Below are 15244 nucleotides of genomic sequence, written 5' to 3' on the forward strand. Positions count from 1 at the left end.
GATCATTGCCTTTCTGCGGGTAAGCCGCGGTTAGCCCACCGTAAAGCTGCGTTAAGGCGGCGCACCGAGAGTGGATTTCACCCCGCAAATGTAAAGCGGGCCACAAGGGCCCGCTTTGATCGAACGCATATTCCGGGGGCCGCGGCCCCTCAGGATCAGACCACCACGGTCTGGGCCTGGCCTTCGGCTCGGGCTTCGATGGTGCCCAGCTCGTACACCGTCTCGCCGGTAGCACGCAGCTGCTCAGCAGCCGCAGCAGCATCTTCCTGAGCGACGATGACGACCATGCCGATGCCGCAGTTGAACACGCGGTACATCTCCTGGGCGTCCACGTTGCCGGCCTGCTGCAGCCACTGGAACAGCGGCGGCAGGGTCCAGGCGTCCTTCTTGAGGACCGCGGTCAGGTTCTCGGCCAGCACGCGGGGCACGTTGTCGAGCAGACCGCCGCCGGTGATGTGGGCCAGGCCCTTGACCAGGCCATCGCGCTTTTCCATCAACGCCAGCAGGGACTTCACGTAGAGCCGGGTCGGCTCCATGATCACGTCCTTCATCTTGCGGCCGTGGAAATCGGCCTCCAGGTCGGGCTTGCTGACTTCGATGATCTTGCGGATCAGGGAGTAGCCGTTGGAGTGGGCGCCGCTGGAAGCGAGACCCAGCACCACGTCGCCCGGACGGATCGTGGAGCCGTCGATGATCTTGGACTTGTCGACAGCGCCGACCGCAAAACCGGCCAGGTCGTACTCGCCGTCCGGGTACATGCTGGGCATCTCGGCGGTTTCGCCGCCGATCAGCGCACAGCCAGACAGCTCGCAACCGCGGGCGATGCCCTCGACGACGGTAGCGGCGGTGTCCACGTGCAGCTTGCCGCAAGCGAAGTAATCGAGGAAGAACAGCGGCTCGGCACCCTGCACGAGGATGTCATTGACGCTCATCGCCACCAGATCCTGGCCGACGGTGTCGTGCTTGTTGAGCTGGAAGGCCAGCTTGAGCTTGGTGCCGACGCCGTCAGTGCCAGACACCAGCACCGGCTCCTTGAACTTCTTGGAGATCTCGAACAGGGCGCCGAAACCGCCGATGCCGCCCAGCACCTCCGGGCGCATGGTGCGCTTGGCAAAGGGCTTGATACGGTCGACCAGGGCATCGCCGGCATCGATATCCACACCGGCATCGCGATAAGTAAGGGAGCTCATGGGTTCTGTGATCTTCTTTCAAGAAAATTGCGGGGCGGCCCGGCAGGCATCCAGTACAGAGGGAATACGCTCTTCGGGTTGAGCGCCCCGCCGCGACCGGCTACATTACAGGCCTTGCGGCGCGAAAGACCGGTTAGCTCCGCCCTGCGCACGCAAATAAACCCGAATTTTAGCCGAAATGTCGCCCGACCGCCCCTTTCAGGTGCGTTCCCGCGAGAGCGCCCCGTGAAGCAACTCACTCTCGATCTGCACTCCGACACCCCGCCGCTGCTGGAGAACTACGCCGCCGCGGCCAACGCCGACCTGCTCGCCTCCCTCTACGAGGCGGTGCCCCTGTCGGACGTGCCCCAGCACCTGTTCCTGTGGGGCGACCCCGGCAGCGGGCGCAGCCACCTGCTGCGCAATGTGGTCAGCGCCGCGGCCCAGGCCGGCCGCCCGGCCTGCTACCTGCGCGCCGGCGACGTGGACAACTACCTGCCGGAAGCGCCGGGCCTGCTGCTGGCCATCGACGACGTGGAGTCCCTCGGGCCCGAGGCGCAGATCGCGCTGTTCCGTGCCTTCAACGCCTCCCGCGGCCTGCGCATGACGCTGATCACCAGCGGCTGCGCAGCCCCGCTGCACCTGCATGTGCGCGAAGACCTGCGCACGCGCATCGGCCAGTGCCTGATCTTCGAGGTCAAGGCCCTCACCGACGAGGACCGCCATGCCATCCTCGACGCCCAGGCGGCCACCCGCGGCCTGCGCCTCGAACCGGAAATCGTGCAATACCTGCTGCGCCACGGCCGCCGCGACCTGGCCAGCCTGCTGCGCACCCTCGACGCCCTCGATGCCGCGTCGCTGGAGCGCAAGCGCCCGATCACCCTCCCCCTGCTGCGGGAAATCCTGCAGCGGGACAGCACACTATAAGAACCTTCCTGAACAGAGCCCCCGATGGAACTCGTACTCTTCGACCTGGACAACACCCTGCTCGCCGGCGACTCGGATTTCGAGTGGGCCCAATACCTGATCTCCCGCGGCGTGCTCGACAAGGAAGTCTACGAAGCCCGCAACCAGGAGTTCTTCGACCAGTACAAGGCCGGCACGCTGGACATCTTCGAGTTCCTCGACTTCCAGCTGAAGCCGCTGGCCCGCCACAGCCGCGAGCAGTTGGACGCCTGGCACCGGGAGTTCATGGACGCGCGCATCCGGCCGATGATGACCGCCAAGTCGGTGGCGCTGGTCAACAAGCACCTGGACGCCGGCGCCATTGTCGCCATCGTGACCGCCACCAACAGCTTCGTGACCGGCCCGATCGCCCGTGCCTTCCGCATTCCGCACCTGGTCGCCACCATCCCGGCCCAGGAGAACGGCGCCTTCACCGGCAAGCCGCGCGGCACGCCGGCCTTCAAGGGCGGCAAGATCGAGCGCGTTGAAGCCTGGCTGGAAAGCCTCGGCCTGTGCTGGGGCAGCTTCCAGCGCAGCTGGTTCTACAGTGATTCCCACAACGACCTGCCGCTGCTGGGCAAAGTCACCGACCCGGTGGCCGTCGATCCGGATGACACGCTACGCAAGCATGCTGACACGCTCTGCTGGCCGGTGATCAGCCTGCGCGGCTGACCACCACAGGCGCGCCAACGTTCACAAGCCGTTGGCGCGGAACCACTCCAGCATACGCCCCCAGCCGTTGGCGGCATCCGCGGCGCGGAAGCTCTGGCGGTAGTCGGCATGGAAGGCGTGACCGCCTTCAGGATAGACGATGATGTCGGCCTGCTTGCCGGCACCTGCAAGCGCCTCGCGCATCGCCCCCACATCCTCGAGCGGAATAGTGGCGTCCTTGCCGCCATACAGACCCAGCACCGGCGCATGCAGGCTGCGGACGACATCAGTGGGGTGGCGCGGCGTCATCGGCGTGGACTTTCCGGTCAGGCGGCCATACCAGGCGACCGCCGCCTTCAGTTGCGGATTGTGCGCGGCATACAGCCACGCGATCCGTCCGCCCCAGCAGAAGCCGGTCAGGCCCAGACGCTGCGGGTCTCCCCCGTTCGAGGCGGCCCACTCCGCGCACGCATCCAGATCGCTCAGGACCTGGGCGTCGGGCACTTCGGCGACGATGTCGGTCATGATTTCCTGCACGTTCGGAACGCCCATCGGGTCGCCGTAGCGCTGGAACAGATTGGGCGCGATCGCCTGGTAACCCTGGCGGGCCAGGCGCCGGCAGGTATCGCGGATGTATTCGTGGATGCCGAAGATTTCCTGCACCACCAGCACCGTCGGAAACGGCCCCTTGCCGGCCGGCTGCACCCAGTACGCGCGCATCGCCGTCTTGTCGATGCCGCGGATGTGGATGTCACCGGCCACCAGACCGTCGGACGAAGTCTGGATCACGCACTGCCCGCTGCGCGGACGAACGGCCAGTGCATAGCTAGCCGCCAGTGCATCGTTGACGAAGACCTGGCGGCTGAGGGGGAGTCCCGGTACCGGGCTGTTGAAATCGGAATCCTCGACCAGCATCCAATTCACCTCATAGGGACAAGGCCGCAAGGATACCGCAAGCATCGGGCGGAACAGAACGCCCCCGACGCGTCAGGCCGGTCTCACCCCCAGGCCGCCATTCTGGTAGTACCGGTTTCCGCAGCACGCTCGAACCAGGCCCCAACCTCCCGCCCCGAGCGGCGGGCACCGCCCGCAGCCGCCAGCCGCGGTGCCGGACGGGACAGGTGCTGACGGGTGAAGGCTTCCATCAGGGTGACGTGCTTGCCATGCACGTGGATCAGCCCCTCGTCGGAGAGCTCGCGGAAGATGCGCGACAGGGTTTCCGGTGTGAAGCCGAGGCGCGCCGCCAGCACGTGCTTCGGAATCTCCAGTTCCAGTTCCAGTTCGATCGGTCCCGCCGCGCTGCCATTCTCAGTGGCCAGGCGAGCCAGGTAGTCCACAACCTTGGCAGTGCCACTCTGGAAACAGTCCGCGGCAATGTCGCGCTCGATGGACGACTGGCGCTCGGCCATCGCGCTCAGCATGCGGCGGGCGACCTCGGGCTCATGCTCCATGGCCCGGAAGATGCCTTCCCGACCGACAGCCAGCAGCACTACCGGCGTGACTGTCTCCACTGTCGACACACAGGCCGCATCGGCGAACAGTTCCGCAACGCCGAAAACCCGGCGCGGCGACAGGATCTCGATGACCTTCTCGCCGCCATCCGGCGACGACACCGCCGTTTTCAAGTGGCCGGACATCACGTGGTAGATGCCACGGGGCCGATCACCGGCCGCGTAGACCACCCTACCCTTGGGCAGGGCAAGCACCTGCGACGCCCGCGCCACCTCGCCGACCACGGCAGGAGACAAGCCACGGAACAAGGCAATTTCACCCAGCACCAAGCTCAGATCGTCAAAACTGGTATGCATCACTCACCTCGCCAATCGTCATGTCGGGCCATCGGAAAAATGATTGCGCCCTGTTGATATGGAACGCAGTCTAGAAGTCCCACCCGGCCAGAAGTTTGATTTAGATCAGAGTTGCCGATTCAGCACAAATGCGTAAATTACCCCCAAAGAGGTAATGGAAAAATAGACAAAACAAGTCACCACGCCATTGTTTTTTTTGAAATTTGATCCCCACGCCGGGAAATCCGGGCAGTTTCGCGGGAAAGCCTCGCCCCCTCCTTTTCTACTACCATTTTCCATACCCCCCGCCCAGCCGGCAGTCGCGTCCAAGGGCCTCCCGGACGCACAATCGCGACTGCCGCCCCGCCAGGAGTCACCAATTTGAACCGCGCCCGTTCCGCCACAGGCCCCGACCCGCTGAACACGCCGTCCGTCGTCCGCCGCCTCGGCATCTGGATTGCAGCCATCGCCAGCCTCGCCGCCGTGTCGATCCTCGCCTCGATCACCGTCGCCGAACTGTCGTCCGGCGAGGCACGGGCGATCAATCTGGCCGGCTCGCTGCGCATGCAGTCCTACATCATCGGCGCAGCGGCCGGGCGCCGCGACGACCCGGCACGCCTTGCCGCCGCCCTTGCCGAGTTCGACATCCGCTACCGCAGCGCCGACCTGACCCACGCGGTCCCGCTTCGCCCCGATGACCGCTTGCGGCGCGCCTACGTCACGGTCGGCGATACCTGGCAGCAGCGCTTCCGCCCGGTGGCCGAGCGCTCCGCGACGGGCATGGCCAGCGAACAGGAAGTACGGTCAGCCACCGAAGACCTCGTCGAACAGCTCGACCACCTGGTCGCCCTCGTCGAAGAGGGTCTGGAAGCCAAGCTGCAACTGCTGCGCATCGTGCAGGGCATCTCCCTGATCCTGCTGCTGATCGTCGGCGCCAGTGCGGTCTTCCAGTTGAAGCGGCACGTCGTGCAGCCGCTCGGCCATCTGCTGAGCTCGGCGCGCATCGTCCGCCGCGGGGATTTCGGCGTGCGCGTGCCGCCGCGGCAGCCCGACGAACTGGGCCAACTCGGCGAAGCCTTCAACTACATGGTGGAGGATCTTTCCCAGCTCTACGCGCAGCTGGAAAACCGCGTGCAGGAAAAGACCGAGGAACTGGCCCTCAGCAACCAGTCCCTGCGCCTGCTGTATCGCACCACCCGCGCCCTGTCCGAGAAGACCGCAACCCGGGAGACCCTGCTGCAGGTGCTGCAGGAAGTCGATGCAGTGATCGGCATCCGGGCCGTTGCCCTGTGCCTGAAGAAGGCCGACTACACGGACATAGTGCCGACCGATGGCACAACAGCCCCGGCCATGCTGGAAGCCCTGATCCAGGCTGCGGGAAGCGAGGCTGACGGGCAGGTCCGCACCCATGAAGACGTGGCGGGGCACGCGCTACTGATCTCGGTCCCCTTCTTCGACGGCACCCTCAGCCACGGCGCCATGCTGCTGGCCCCACCGGCCGGCCAAGCCCTCGCACCATGGCAGCTCGAACTGCTGGAAACGGTGGGCCGCCACGTGGGCGCCGCCCTCGCCACCAGCCAGCGCAACGAGGAACAGCACCGCCTGGCACTACTGGACGAACGCTCGGTGATCGCCCGCGAACTGCACGACTCCCTCGCCCAATCCCTGTCCTACCTGAAGATCCAGGTCACGCGCCTGCAGACCATGCTCGGCCGCAGCCCGACGCCCGAACCCGTCAATGAAGTCGTGCGCGAACTGCGCGACGGCCTCAGCGAGGCTTACCGGCAGCTGCGCGAACTGCTTACCACCTTCCGCCTGCGCATCGACGGCCGCGGCCTGCCAGCTGCCATCGACGATGCGGTGCGTGACTTCCACCGGCGCACCGGCCTCACGCCCGTGCTCGACAACCGGCTCGGCGGCATCGCCCTGCCACCGAGCCGGGAGATCCACGTGCTGCAGATCATCCGCGAGGCGCTCTCCAACATCGAGCGTCACGCCCACGCCGCCCATGTCCACATCCGCCTGGAACATGCGGACGACGGTCTCCTGCGCGTCAGCATCGACGACGACGGCGTCGGCTTCGATCCGCAGGCACTGCCTCTGCATCGCTACGGCCTGGTGATCATGCGTGACCGCGCCCAGAGCCTCGGCGGAGAACTCGGGATCAGCCCCCGCAACGACGGCGGCACCCGTGTCGAACTCCGCTTTCCCGCCACCATCCCCATCAACGAAAACCCGGCGCCCAGCCAAGGAACGCAGCCATGACCGCCCCCGCCCTCAGCTCCGTCATCATCATCGACGACCACCCCCTGTTCCGCAAAGGCGTCTCCCAGCTGATCGCCCTCAACAACGAGCTCCACCTCATCGGCGAAGCGTCGAGCGGCGAAGAGGGCCTCGAACTGGCCAAGGCCCTCGAACCCGACCTGATCCTGCTCGACCTCAACATGAAGGGCATGAACGGCATCGAAACCCTCAGGGCCCTGCGCGACGCCGACCTCGCCGCGCGCATCCTGATCCTCACCGTGTCGGATGCTGCCGACGACCTGGTGGCCGCCATACGCGCCGGAGCCGACGGCTACCTGCTGAAGGACATGGAGCCGGAGGAACTCCTCTCCCAGATCGTCGAGGCCCAGCGCGGCCGCATCGTCATCAGCCCCAGCCTCAACGGCCTGCTCGCCCGCTCCCTGCGGGAAGAAGCCCAGGCCGCCGAACGCAGCATCGCGCCGCTGACCGAAAGGGAGAAGGACATCCTCGGCTGCCTGGCCAGCGGGCTGTCCAACAAGCTGATCGCCCGCGACCTCAACATCGCCGAAGGTACCGTCAAGGTACACATCAAGAACCTGCTGAAAAAGCTGAAATTCCGCTCCCGCCTGGAGGCCGCGGTATGGGCCATCGACCAGAATCTGCGACCCTGAAAAAACTGCTTGCGCCGGAGTGAGAAATAAGACCACCCCCTGCCATTCCACTCCCGCCAGAATGGATACGCAGCCCAAGGACATAGGCGCTGCATGCCCGAATGTGCCGTGAGTTCCCATCCCGGACATGGAGGCGGAAAAATTGTGAAACATTTTGTGCCATGCACACGAAACACGGCCTCCCGGCATTAAAGAACTGTTCCGGGGTGCCGCTATAGAAATCGGAAAAGCGCTTTCAATTCATGCACATGGGGTATCCGGTGACAGATCCTGCAAACATCCGCAGCGAAAAGCAACCAATCCGGCACCGGCAGAAAATTCGCCTCATCCGATAAACCACGGATACCAATGGAAATTCGGAAAGCAAGCATTCATCCGAAATAAGCCGAACAAATAACGCTTCCAGTCCATACAAAATGAAATCGCGCCTCTCCGGATTCACGCTGCTCGAACTGCTCATTGCCGTGGCCATACTCGGCATCCTGGCATCGGTCGCCATCCCCTCTTACCAGAGCTATATCCGCAAGAGCCGCCGTGCCGACGCAATCGTCGCGCTGAGCCGCATCCAGCTCGCCGAGGAAAAGTGGCGTGCCAACCACACCAGCTACGACAGCCTCGCCAACATCGGCGTTGCCAACACCTCTGACCAGGCTTACTACTCCCTGGGCGTAGCCAGCGCGACCGGCACCGGCTACGTCGCCACCGCCACGGCGGCCAGCGGGACATCGCAGGCATCCGACACCGGCTGCACAGCCATGACGGTCACCGTTAATGGCGCGCTGTCACCCACCTACTACGGCGCCACCGTCACGGGCCAACCCGGCCTGTACTACGGGCCGAGCCAGACATGTTGGGCAAAATGAAAAACCTTCTTCTGCGCCGCCAATCCGGTTTCACCCTCATCGAAATGATGGTGGTGATCGCCATCATTTCGATCATTGCGAGCATTGCCGTACCGTCGTTCAGCACCTTCTTCGACCGTTACCGGCTACGTGGCGCAGCGGATGCGCTGTTCGGCGACCTCCAGGCCGCACGCATGGAAGCGCTCCGCAATAACGGCACCGTATTCGTGAACTTCACGACCGGCACCAACTGGTGCTACGGCATGAAACTGGGCAGCAGCTGCGACTGTACGAAAGCCAGCACCGATGCCAACTACTGTTCCCTGAAGCTGGTCAATGCCCAGACCAACACCGGCGTGACGATGGCGTCCAGCGCCTTCTCGGCCGACCCGTCCATCGACCCGCTGCAAGGGCTGGTGTCCCAGGCCGGCAACGTGGTCTTCCAGTCCACCGCCGGCACCCAGGCCCAGGTTGGCCTCAGTCTGCTGGGCCTGGTCTCGATCTGCACGCCCAGCGGCTCAAGCTCCGCAGGATATCCATCATGCTGAAATCTGCCGCTGGCCAGCGGGGCCTCTCGCTGACCGAACTCATGGTCTCCCTGAGCATCGGCGTGCTGCTGATGCTCGGGCTCACCACGTTCATGAGCGGCACGCTGGTCAATAACACCAGCTCGGTCAAGACCATCCAGTTCAACCAGGAAATGCGCGCGGCCATGACGTTGATGATCCGCGACCTCCGGCGCTCCGGGTACTGGGGCAGCACGAGCTACACCACGGGTGCGCTGTCCGGCGTCGGCTACGGCACCACCTACTCGAACCCCTTCTCAAACGTGGATACGGGCACCGCCAACTGCATCCTCTACCGCTACGACAAGAATAACAACAGCACGCTGGACTCCGGCGAGTACTTCGGCTTCAAGCTGAGCGGCACCGGCATCCAGATGCTCAACAGCGGCACAAACACCAGCAGTTGCAACAGCACTCCGGGCTGGACCGCCCTCACCAACACGTCGAACCTGAATATCACCGGCCTGACGTTTGCGGAAACCGACTCTGCCCCCGTCTATACGACGTACGGAGCCACCACCGGCCCGAACATCAAGGTCCGCTACGTGACCATCACCCTGACGGCGCAATGCGCCACCGATAGCACGATCCAGCAAACGCTGAAGGAAACGATCAGGCTCGGGAACGACTTGTTCAGCCCGAACTGAGAGGCATGACGTCCATGAACCGCCCCCATCATCCCAGTGCATCCCCGCGGCGCCAGCGTGGCGTGGCAACCCTCTTCGTCTCGCTCGTCGCTCTGGTCCTGATCACACTGGCAACGCTGTTCGCCAACCGGAATGCGATCTTCGAGCAAGTGACCTCGGCCAACCATTATCGCTACAGCCAGGCTTTCGAAGCGGCCGAGGGCGGCCTCGAATATGCGATTGCGTGGCTGGGCACCAAGGGCAATCCCAACTGCAACGCGGACCCGACGACCTGCCCTTACACGGTAGCAGTGGGCGCCACCGGGGCCGCGTGGGTAGCTGACACGACGACTCATCCGCCCTACGACCAGAAAAACACCGCCTCAATCGCGGCCCAGTCCTTTGGCGGCTATACAGCAACGATAACCCTCTGGCGCAACAGCGCCTCGCCGCTGCTGGTCGAGATCGTCTCGGTGGCCACCGGCGACGCGACCGCGACAGTCAGGCAGATCGTCAACGTAAATGCCCTGACATTTACCTCACCCAATGTTCCCCCTGTCGTCGTGAATGGCTGCATCAACAACGTCACGGGCACCCCGGAGATCAATGCCCAGAACGCGGTGTCCAACGCGATCATCTCGTCAACGGGGCCAATCGGCAGTTGCATCGACCCCGGCCACTTCGACGTGACCGGGCAGACCGTGACCAACGGTTTCGCCGGCACAGCATGGCAGCAGGTCTTTGGTACCGACAAGGGGAGTATGCTGCAAGCCGCCCAAAATCAGGCGAACGGCGCGATCGGCGGCCCCATCTACTATTACGATTACGTCGTGAATACGGTCGGCACTGTGTGGAACCCGCCGGCCGGCTCCACCGGTTCGGCCACCTCGCCGGTGATCGTCATCTTCGACAACCCCCCCGGCAGCGACTGCCCCAAGCTCAACGGAAACATGGTCCTGTACGGGATCGTCTATTGCAACAGCGGCCTGGACATGACGGGCTGGGGCAACACGACCATCTACGGTTCGGTAGTATCCGATAGCGCGATCACGAAATTCACTGCCAATACCGTGATCAATTTCAATGCCGCGGCGGATAATCCAGTGAATTACAACGTATCGCCCGTCATCTCCCGCGTGAGCGGATCGTGGCGCGATTTCTGAGCAAGGGCTCAACCTTCCGGACAAGGCAGCGGATCATGAAGACACACATCGCCCCCGCGCCGCGCGGCTTCACCCTCCTTGAAGTGCTCGTGGCACTCGTGGTGCTTGCCACGGGCCTGCTCGCGCTGGCCAAGTTCCAGGGCACACTGATGCAGGACAATACCCTGTCCAAGCAGCGGACCGAAGCCACGATGTACGCCCAGCAGAAGATCGAGACGCTACGCTCCTATTCTTTGATATCCAGCTCCACTCCCGGTATTGCCACATACAGCAACATGGCGACGGGCAACGATAGCGTGACGGGCACCAGCGCGACGTTTACCCGCAGTTGGACCATCACTCCCCACACCGGCACCAGCGCGCCTCAATACACCACCGTTGCGGTCAGCATGGTCTGGACGGACAACGGCGGCACCCGGCAGACCTACACCCTGAGCACCAACATCGCCGCCAACGCCCCGATCAACACCGGCCAGCTGATCGGCACGACGACGACTACGGTACCCACAACCACGACCAGCAGCACCTCGTCAACGACATCCACATCCACGTCCAGCAGCACCACCAGTACATCCACCACATCGTCCACGACGAGCAGCACCACGACCAGCAGTACCACGACGACGACTACGGTCCCCATCGCCACGACGACGACAACGACCAGTACGACAACCACCACCACCCAGTGCCAGACGACCATCTCGGGTACAACCCAGAAGAACTGGGACACCGTGAGCAGCAGCCCCAGCGGCACGTGCTCCGCGGGTCAAAAGACCTATAGTTGTATAGTCACTGCCGGACGGGGTACGACCATTACCCTCACCGAAAACAACGGCGCCCAACAGCAGACCTCCGCCAACTGCGGCTCAGTCACCGTCAATATGTAGTAACACAGGCCTCTGCCGGACACCGGCGGAGGCACTGCATGCGATGTGTCGTCCATGGTGACTCTCCCCGACAGCCTGTTGCCTGCCCCCCAAACCCGGCCACGGCCGGGTTCGCTTTTGGTGGATGTGCTGGTCGCCCTGCTGTTTGCCGGCCTGCTTGCTCCCTTGCTACGCCTCGATCTGGTGACCGGCCCCGAATTGCCGACCGGGGGGGACATGGCCTCCCACGTCCTCTACGCGTGGCTGTTCGATCGAGAGGCGCTGCCGCGCGGACAGCTCACCACCTGGCTACCGGAAGTCTTCGGCGGCTATCCGCTGCATGCCTATTACTTTCCGCTGCCCTTCGTGGTGGCAAGCCTGCTGGGCAAAGTGATCGGCCTGGCTTCCGGCCTGAAATGGGCCATCGTCCTGCCGGCCCTCCTGCTGCCCGGCACCGTCTTCTCGGTATCCCGGCATGTTCTGCGCCTCAGCGCGCTCGCCGCCTTCTGCGGGGCGCTGGGCGCCCTGTCCTTTCTCGCTCACGAGCAGAACTCAATCTGGGGCGGCAACCTTTTGAGCCTGCTCGCCGGCGAGTTTGCCTACAGCTGGGGCCTGCTGCTGGCCGTCCTCACACTGGCCGCCTGGGTTCGGGCGATACGCGGCACCGCATACGGCTGGATCCTGGCCGGCATCCTGGAGGCCCTTACCGCGCTGGGTCACGGCTATCCGCTCCTGGTCTGCGGCTTCGGGAGCTGGCTGCTGCTGATCGATGCGCCACAACGCGGCACCGCCGCCCGGACGCTACTTAAAGGGCACGCCCTGGCCTTCCTGTTGCTGGGCGGCTGGCTATGGCCTCTTCTGGAGATGCACGGGTTCACCATTCCCAATGACGGCAGCAGTACCACCGACCGCTGGGAGGCACTGCTTCCCGAAGCGCTGTGGCCGATCCTCACCGGCGGAGTGCTGAGCCTTCCGCTAATGCTCAGGGAGGCACGCTTCCTTCCGTCACAACAGCCCCACTCCATCCTGTATTTCCTGCAACTGACAGCCCTCATCATCGTCCTGTGGATGCTTGCCGACCGCATCGGGCTGCTCGACATCCGCTTCCTGCCCATGGCCTGGCTCTTCGGCGCCATCGCCGCCGGCTGGTCGATCGGCACCGTCGCGGCCAGCCGGACGCCGCCCCGGGTGCATGCACTCATCGGAGCAGCCCTGCTTGCAGGCCTGGTAACGTGGCTGGCCCCGCGGACACAGCAGGCACCTGAGTGGGCCCTTTGGAATTTCAGCGGCAACGCGAACAAGCCCGGGTGGCAGGCTCTCGCCCGATTGCTTCCTGCCATGGCGGGCTCGCCGGACTCTCCCCGACTGTTGTTCGAGCACGATCCAGCCAATCTCGATCTTGGCTCCACCCGCAGCCTGGAGGCGCTTCCGATGCTTCTCGGAGGCCGCCCGGTGCTCGAAGGTCTTTACATGGAGTCCGCCGTCCTCGGCCCGGCGGTATACCAGTTGCAGTCGGAAGTATCCGCCCACCCCTCATCTCCGCTGTCCCGCTTTCCAAGCGGGCAGCTCGATCCTGCAATGGCAGTCATCCACATGGGGATGCTGCAAGCGACCCAGGTTCTGCTCCGAAGCACCGAGGCCAAGCACAGCTTGCTCGGCAGCGGACTGTTCGAACAGGTAGCCGACAGCCCGCCCTTCCTGCTGCTACGCCCGAAGTCCATCGACGCGCGGCTGGTGGACGGCACAGCCCACCCGTGGGTTTTGAAGCCCCGCCAAGGATGGATGCAGGATAGTCACGCCTGGTTCAAGTCCCGTGCAAGACTGGAAGCAGAGTGGCCGGTTTATATCGATGCACCCGATCCAGAGCTAAGTGCTGCCATCAAACGCCATCAACAGCCTGTGCAAATCAGCGAGCTGCAATTTGCACGGGATCGGCTGTCCTTTACAACGTCGGCCCCAGGCCAGGCTCACCTTATCAAGATCAGCTACCACCCTCGCTGGCAACTGGAAACGAAAGGCAGCCTCCACCTGGCAGCGCCAGGTTTCCTGCTCGTCGTACCGGAGGAAACGTCCGTCCGCCTGGTTTTCGGCACAACGACGATCGGCCACTGGGGCGCATGGGCAAGTTGCCTGGCCCTGTTGGGCTGCCTCGCAATGGCATGCCTGGCACACCGACTCAAACGGAATGAAATCCCGACGGACGGCAACCATCCTCGCTGGGGATACCATGCAACTGCTCTTCTCATCATGGCAGTGGCTGCATGCTGGCTCTACGCAAGCGCGCCGGATCGAATCTATGCAAAGGCATGGAGCGCGATGCGGGCAGAACACTTCGACGACGCTGCCGTTCTTTTCCTCGACGCCCGGCAACACCGCCGGGCACCTCCCGCCCGGGAAGAAGCGCTATTCTGGGCGGCCAAGGCCTTCGAGGGGGCCGGCAAGCGCGCGCAAGCCTGCTCCGCTTACCGGGAGCTCTTCGGAAGCGGCTCCGGGTTCTGGGTTCCCGAAAGCCTGTTCACTTACGCCCAACTCATGCAGGAAGACGGCCACCCAACCCAAGCACGCGAAGCCAAAGAGCGCCTGAAACGGGAGTTTCCGAACAATGAATGGAGTCGGAAACTCACATCCAGTCCGCAGTAACGCCTGAGAAAAAGCGCGTCCTTCATGCCCCACACGCGCCGGAAAGCCAACTGCCATCAGCCCGGTGCGCGGTAGACCAGCACCTTCAGCGCACGATCGCTGGAAACATCGGCAAACGCGGCCGGATTGGCCAGCCGCTCCTCAAAGCATAACTGCGGCGCGATTTCCTGCATCCGCTCCTGCAGGAAGGCCACCCCCAGCTTTGGTGAATTCAGGCACAGCAAGGCCTGCCCGCCCGGCGCCAGCAGGTCCGGCAGGCGCCGCATCAGCCGGATGTAGTCCTTCTCCGCGACGAAGCTGCCCTTCTGATAGCTGGGCGGATCCAGGATGATCAGATCGTACGGACCGCCGCGCGTGATCTTGCCCCATGAACTGAAGATGTCGTGCGGCAGGAAACGCGCCCCGTCCACCAGGCCATTGAGCAGGTGATTGCGCTTACCGATGGCAAGGGCCCCGTCGCTCATGTCCACGTTGGTCACTTCCCGTGCCCCGGCCTGTAAAGCCACCACGGAGAAGGCGCAGGTATAGGCGAACAGGTTGAGCACCTTGATTCCGGGACGGGCCGCGATGTGCTCGCGAACCCAGCGCCGCCCCTCGGCCATGTCCAGAAAGAAGCCGTGGTTGAGCCCCTTGAGCAGATGCACCCGGAAACGCGCCCCACCTTCCTCGACCACGTGCGGCTCCGGAACACTCCCCGCCATCAGCCGCGTCTCGGCCCGGGCCTCGAAGCGGTATTGATAAACCCAGTTCAGCGGCTGCTCCGGCTGGAGCTGCGCCCAGCGACGGGACAGTGCTTCGTGGACGCAGCCCAACTCCTCATCGCTTGCGGGCAGGAAACTGGTCAGCACCCACACCGGCGGATAGACATCCAGTGTCCAGTGCTCACAGCCGGGAAACAGCCCGCCTCGCCCGTGAAACACACGTCCGGCATCCGCGGGCATGGTGGCTTCGGCGATGGCATCGAGCAGTGCTTGCATAGGAGAAACCTGAAACGTGAAGAAGGCACGATTTGGGGGCAACAACGCCCGTCGTGCGCAAACACGCACAAATCCGACGCTTGCCCACGAGGCGTCC

General features: G+C 64.1%; 14 protein-coding genes. 10 read left to right on the forward strand and 4 right to left on the reverse strand.

Translation table 11 applies throughout. The features are described 5' to 3' along the window. Positions 1-155: 155 nt before the first annotated feature. Complete coding sequence (purM, locus tag AC3QL2_RS01275; protein ID WP_493234256.1) at positions 156-1190, reverse strand: phosphoribosylformylglycinamidine cyclo-ligase; 1035 nt, start codon at positions 1188-1190, stop codon at positions 156-158. A gap of 225 nt (positions 1191-1415) precedes the next feature. Between purM and hda the strand changes: the two genes are divergently transcribed. Beyond that, complete coding sequence (gene hda, locus AC3QL2_RS01280) at positions 1416-2096, forward strand: DnaA regulatory inactivator Hda (protein ID WP_493234257.1); 681 nt, start codon at positions 1416-1418, stop codon at positions 2094-2096. Between the two features lie 24 nt (positions 2097-2120). Continuing rightward, on the forward strand, positions 2121-2786 hold the full coding sequence (locus tag AC3QL2_RS01285) for a histidinol-phosphatase (protein WP_493234258.1): 666 nt from the start codon (positions 2121-2123) through the stop codon (positions 2784-2786). 21 nt (positions 2787-2807) lie between these two features. Here AC3QL2_RS01285 and AC3QL2_RS01290 read toward each other — a convergent pair whose 3' ends face one another. Together AC3QL2_RS01290 and AC3QL2_RS01295 are read right to left on the reverse strand one after the other, a co-directional pair. After that, positions 2808-3680, reverse strand: coding sequence for a dienelactone hydrolase family protein (locus AC3QL2_RS01290; protein ID WP_493234259.1), 873 nt, complete (start codon positions 3678-3680; stop codon positions 2808-2810). 83 nt (positions 3681-3763) lie between these two features. Further along, positions 3764-4573, reverse strand: coding sequence for a Crp/Fnr family transcriptional regulator (locus AC3QL2_RS01295; RefSeq protein WP_493234260.1), 810 nt, complete (start codon positions 4571-4573; stop codon positions 3764-3766). A 360-nt stretch (positions 4574-4933) separates the two neighbouring features. On the opposite strand from AC3QL2_RS01295, the gene AC3QL2_RS01300 reads away from it, so the two are divergent. The 8 genes from AC3QL2_RS01300 to AC3QL2_RS01335 all read left to right on the forward strand — a co-directional run bounded on the left by AC3QL2_RS01300 (position 4934) and on the right by AC3QL2_RS01335 (position 14170). Continuing rightward, complete coding sequence (locus AC3QL2_RS01300; protein ID WP_493234261.1) at positions 4934-6817, forward strand: histidine kinase; 1884 nt, start codon at positions 4934-4936, stop codon at positions 6815-6817. Further along, positions 6814-7467: a two-component system response regulator NarL gene (narL, locus tag AC3QL2_RS01305; RefSeq protein WP_493234262.1), complete on the forward strand. Its 654-nt coding sequence runs from the start codon at positions 6814-6816 to the stop codon at positions 7465-7467. The genes AC3QL2_RS01300 and narL overlap by 4 nt, the downstream gene beginning before the upstream one ends. A 416-nt stretch (positions 7468-7883) precedes the next feature. Further along, complete coding sequence (locus AC3QL2_RS01310) at positions 7884-8330, forward strand: type IV pilin protein (protein ID WP_493234263.1); 447 nt, start codon at positions 7884-7886, stop codon at positions 8328-8330. Continuing rightward, complete coding sequence (locus tag AC3QL2_RS01315; RefSeq protein WP_493234264.1) at positions 8327-8857, forward strand: GspH/FimT family pseudopilin; 531 nt, start codon at positions 8327-8329, stop codon at positions 8855-8857. The genes AC3QL2_RS01310 and AC3QL2_RS01315 overlap by 4 nt, the downstream gene beginning before the upstream one ends. After that, entirely contained in the window at positions 8851-9522 is a 672-nt protein-coding gene (locus AC3QL2_RS01320; RefSeq protein ID WP_493234265.1) for a PilW family protein, read from the forward strand. Before AC3QL2_RS01315 ends, AC3QL2_RS01320 begins: the two co-directional genes overlap by 7 nt. Before the next feature lie 14 nt (positions 9523-9536). Continuing rightward, complete coding sequence (locus AC3QL2_RS01325) at positions 9537-10664, forward strand: pilus assembly PilX family protein (RefSeq protein ID WP_493234266.1); 1128 nt, start codon at positions 9537-9539, stop codon at positions 10662-10664. Positions 10665-10699: 35 nt separating this feature from the next. Next, the gene (locus AC3QL2_RS01330; protein ID WP_493240329.1) at positions 10700-11551 is read left to right on the forward strand and encodes a type IV pilus modification PilV family protein; all 852 of its coding nucleotides are present in this window, start codon (positions 10700-10702) and stop codon (positions 11549-11551) included. A gap of 54 nt (positions 11552-11605) precedes the next feature. Next, positions 11606-14170, forward strand: a complete 2565-nt coding sequence (locus AC3QL2_RS01335) for a tetratricopeptide repeat protein (protein ID WP_493234267.1) — start codon at positions 11606-11608, stop codon at positions 14168-14170. Between the two features lie 56 nt (positions 14171-14226). On the opposite strand, the gene AC3QL2_RS01340 is transcribed toward AC3QL2_RS01335, so the two are convergent. Further along, entirely contained in the window at positions 14227-15147 is a 921-nt protein-coding gene (locus tag AC3QL2_RS01340; protein ID WP_493234268.1) for a class I SAM-dependent methyltransferase, read from the reverse strand. Positions 15148-15244: the final 97 nt, after the last annotated feature.

This window comes from Zoogloea sp. GW822-FHT05C07 (assembly GCF_058800215.1).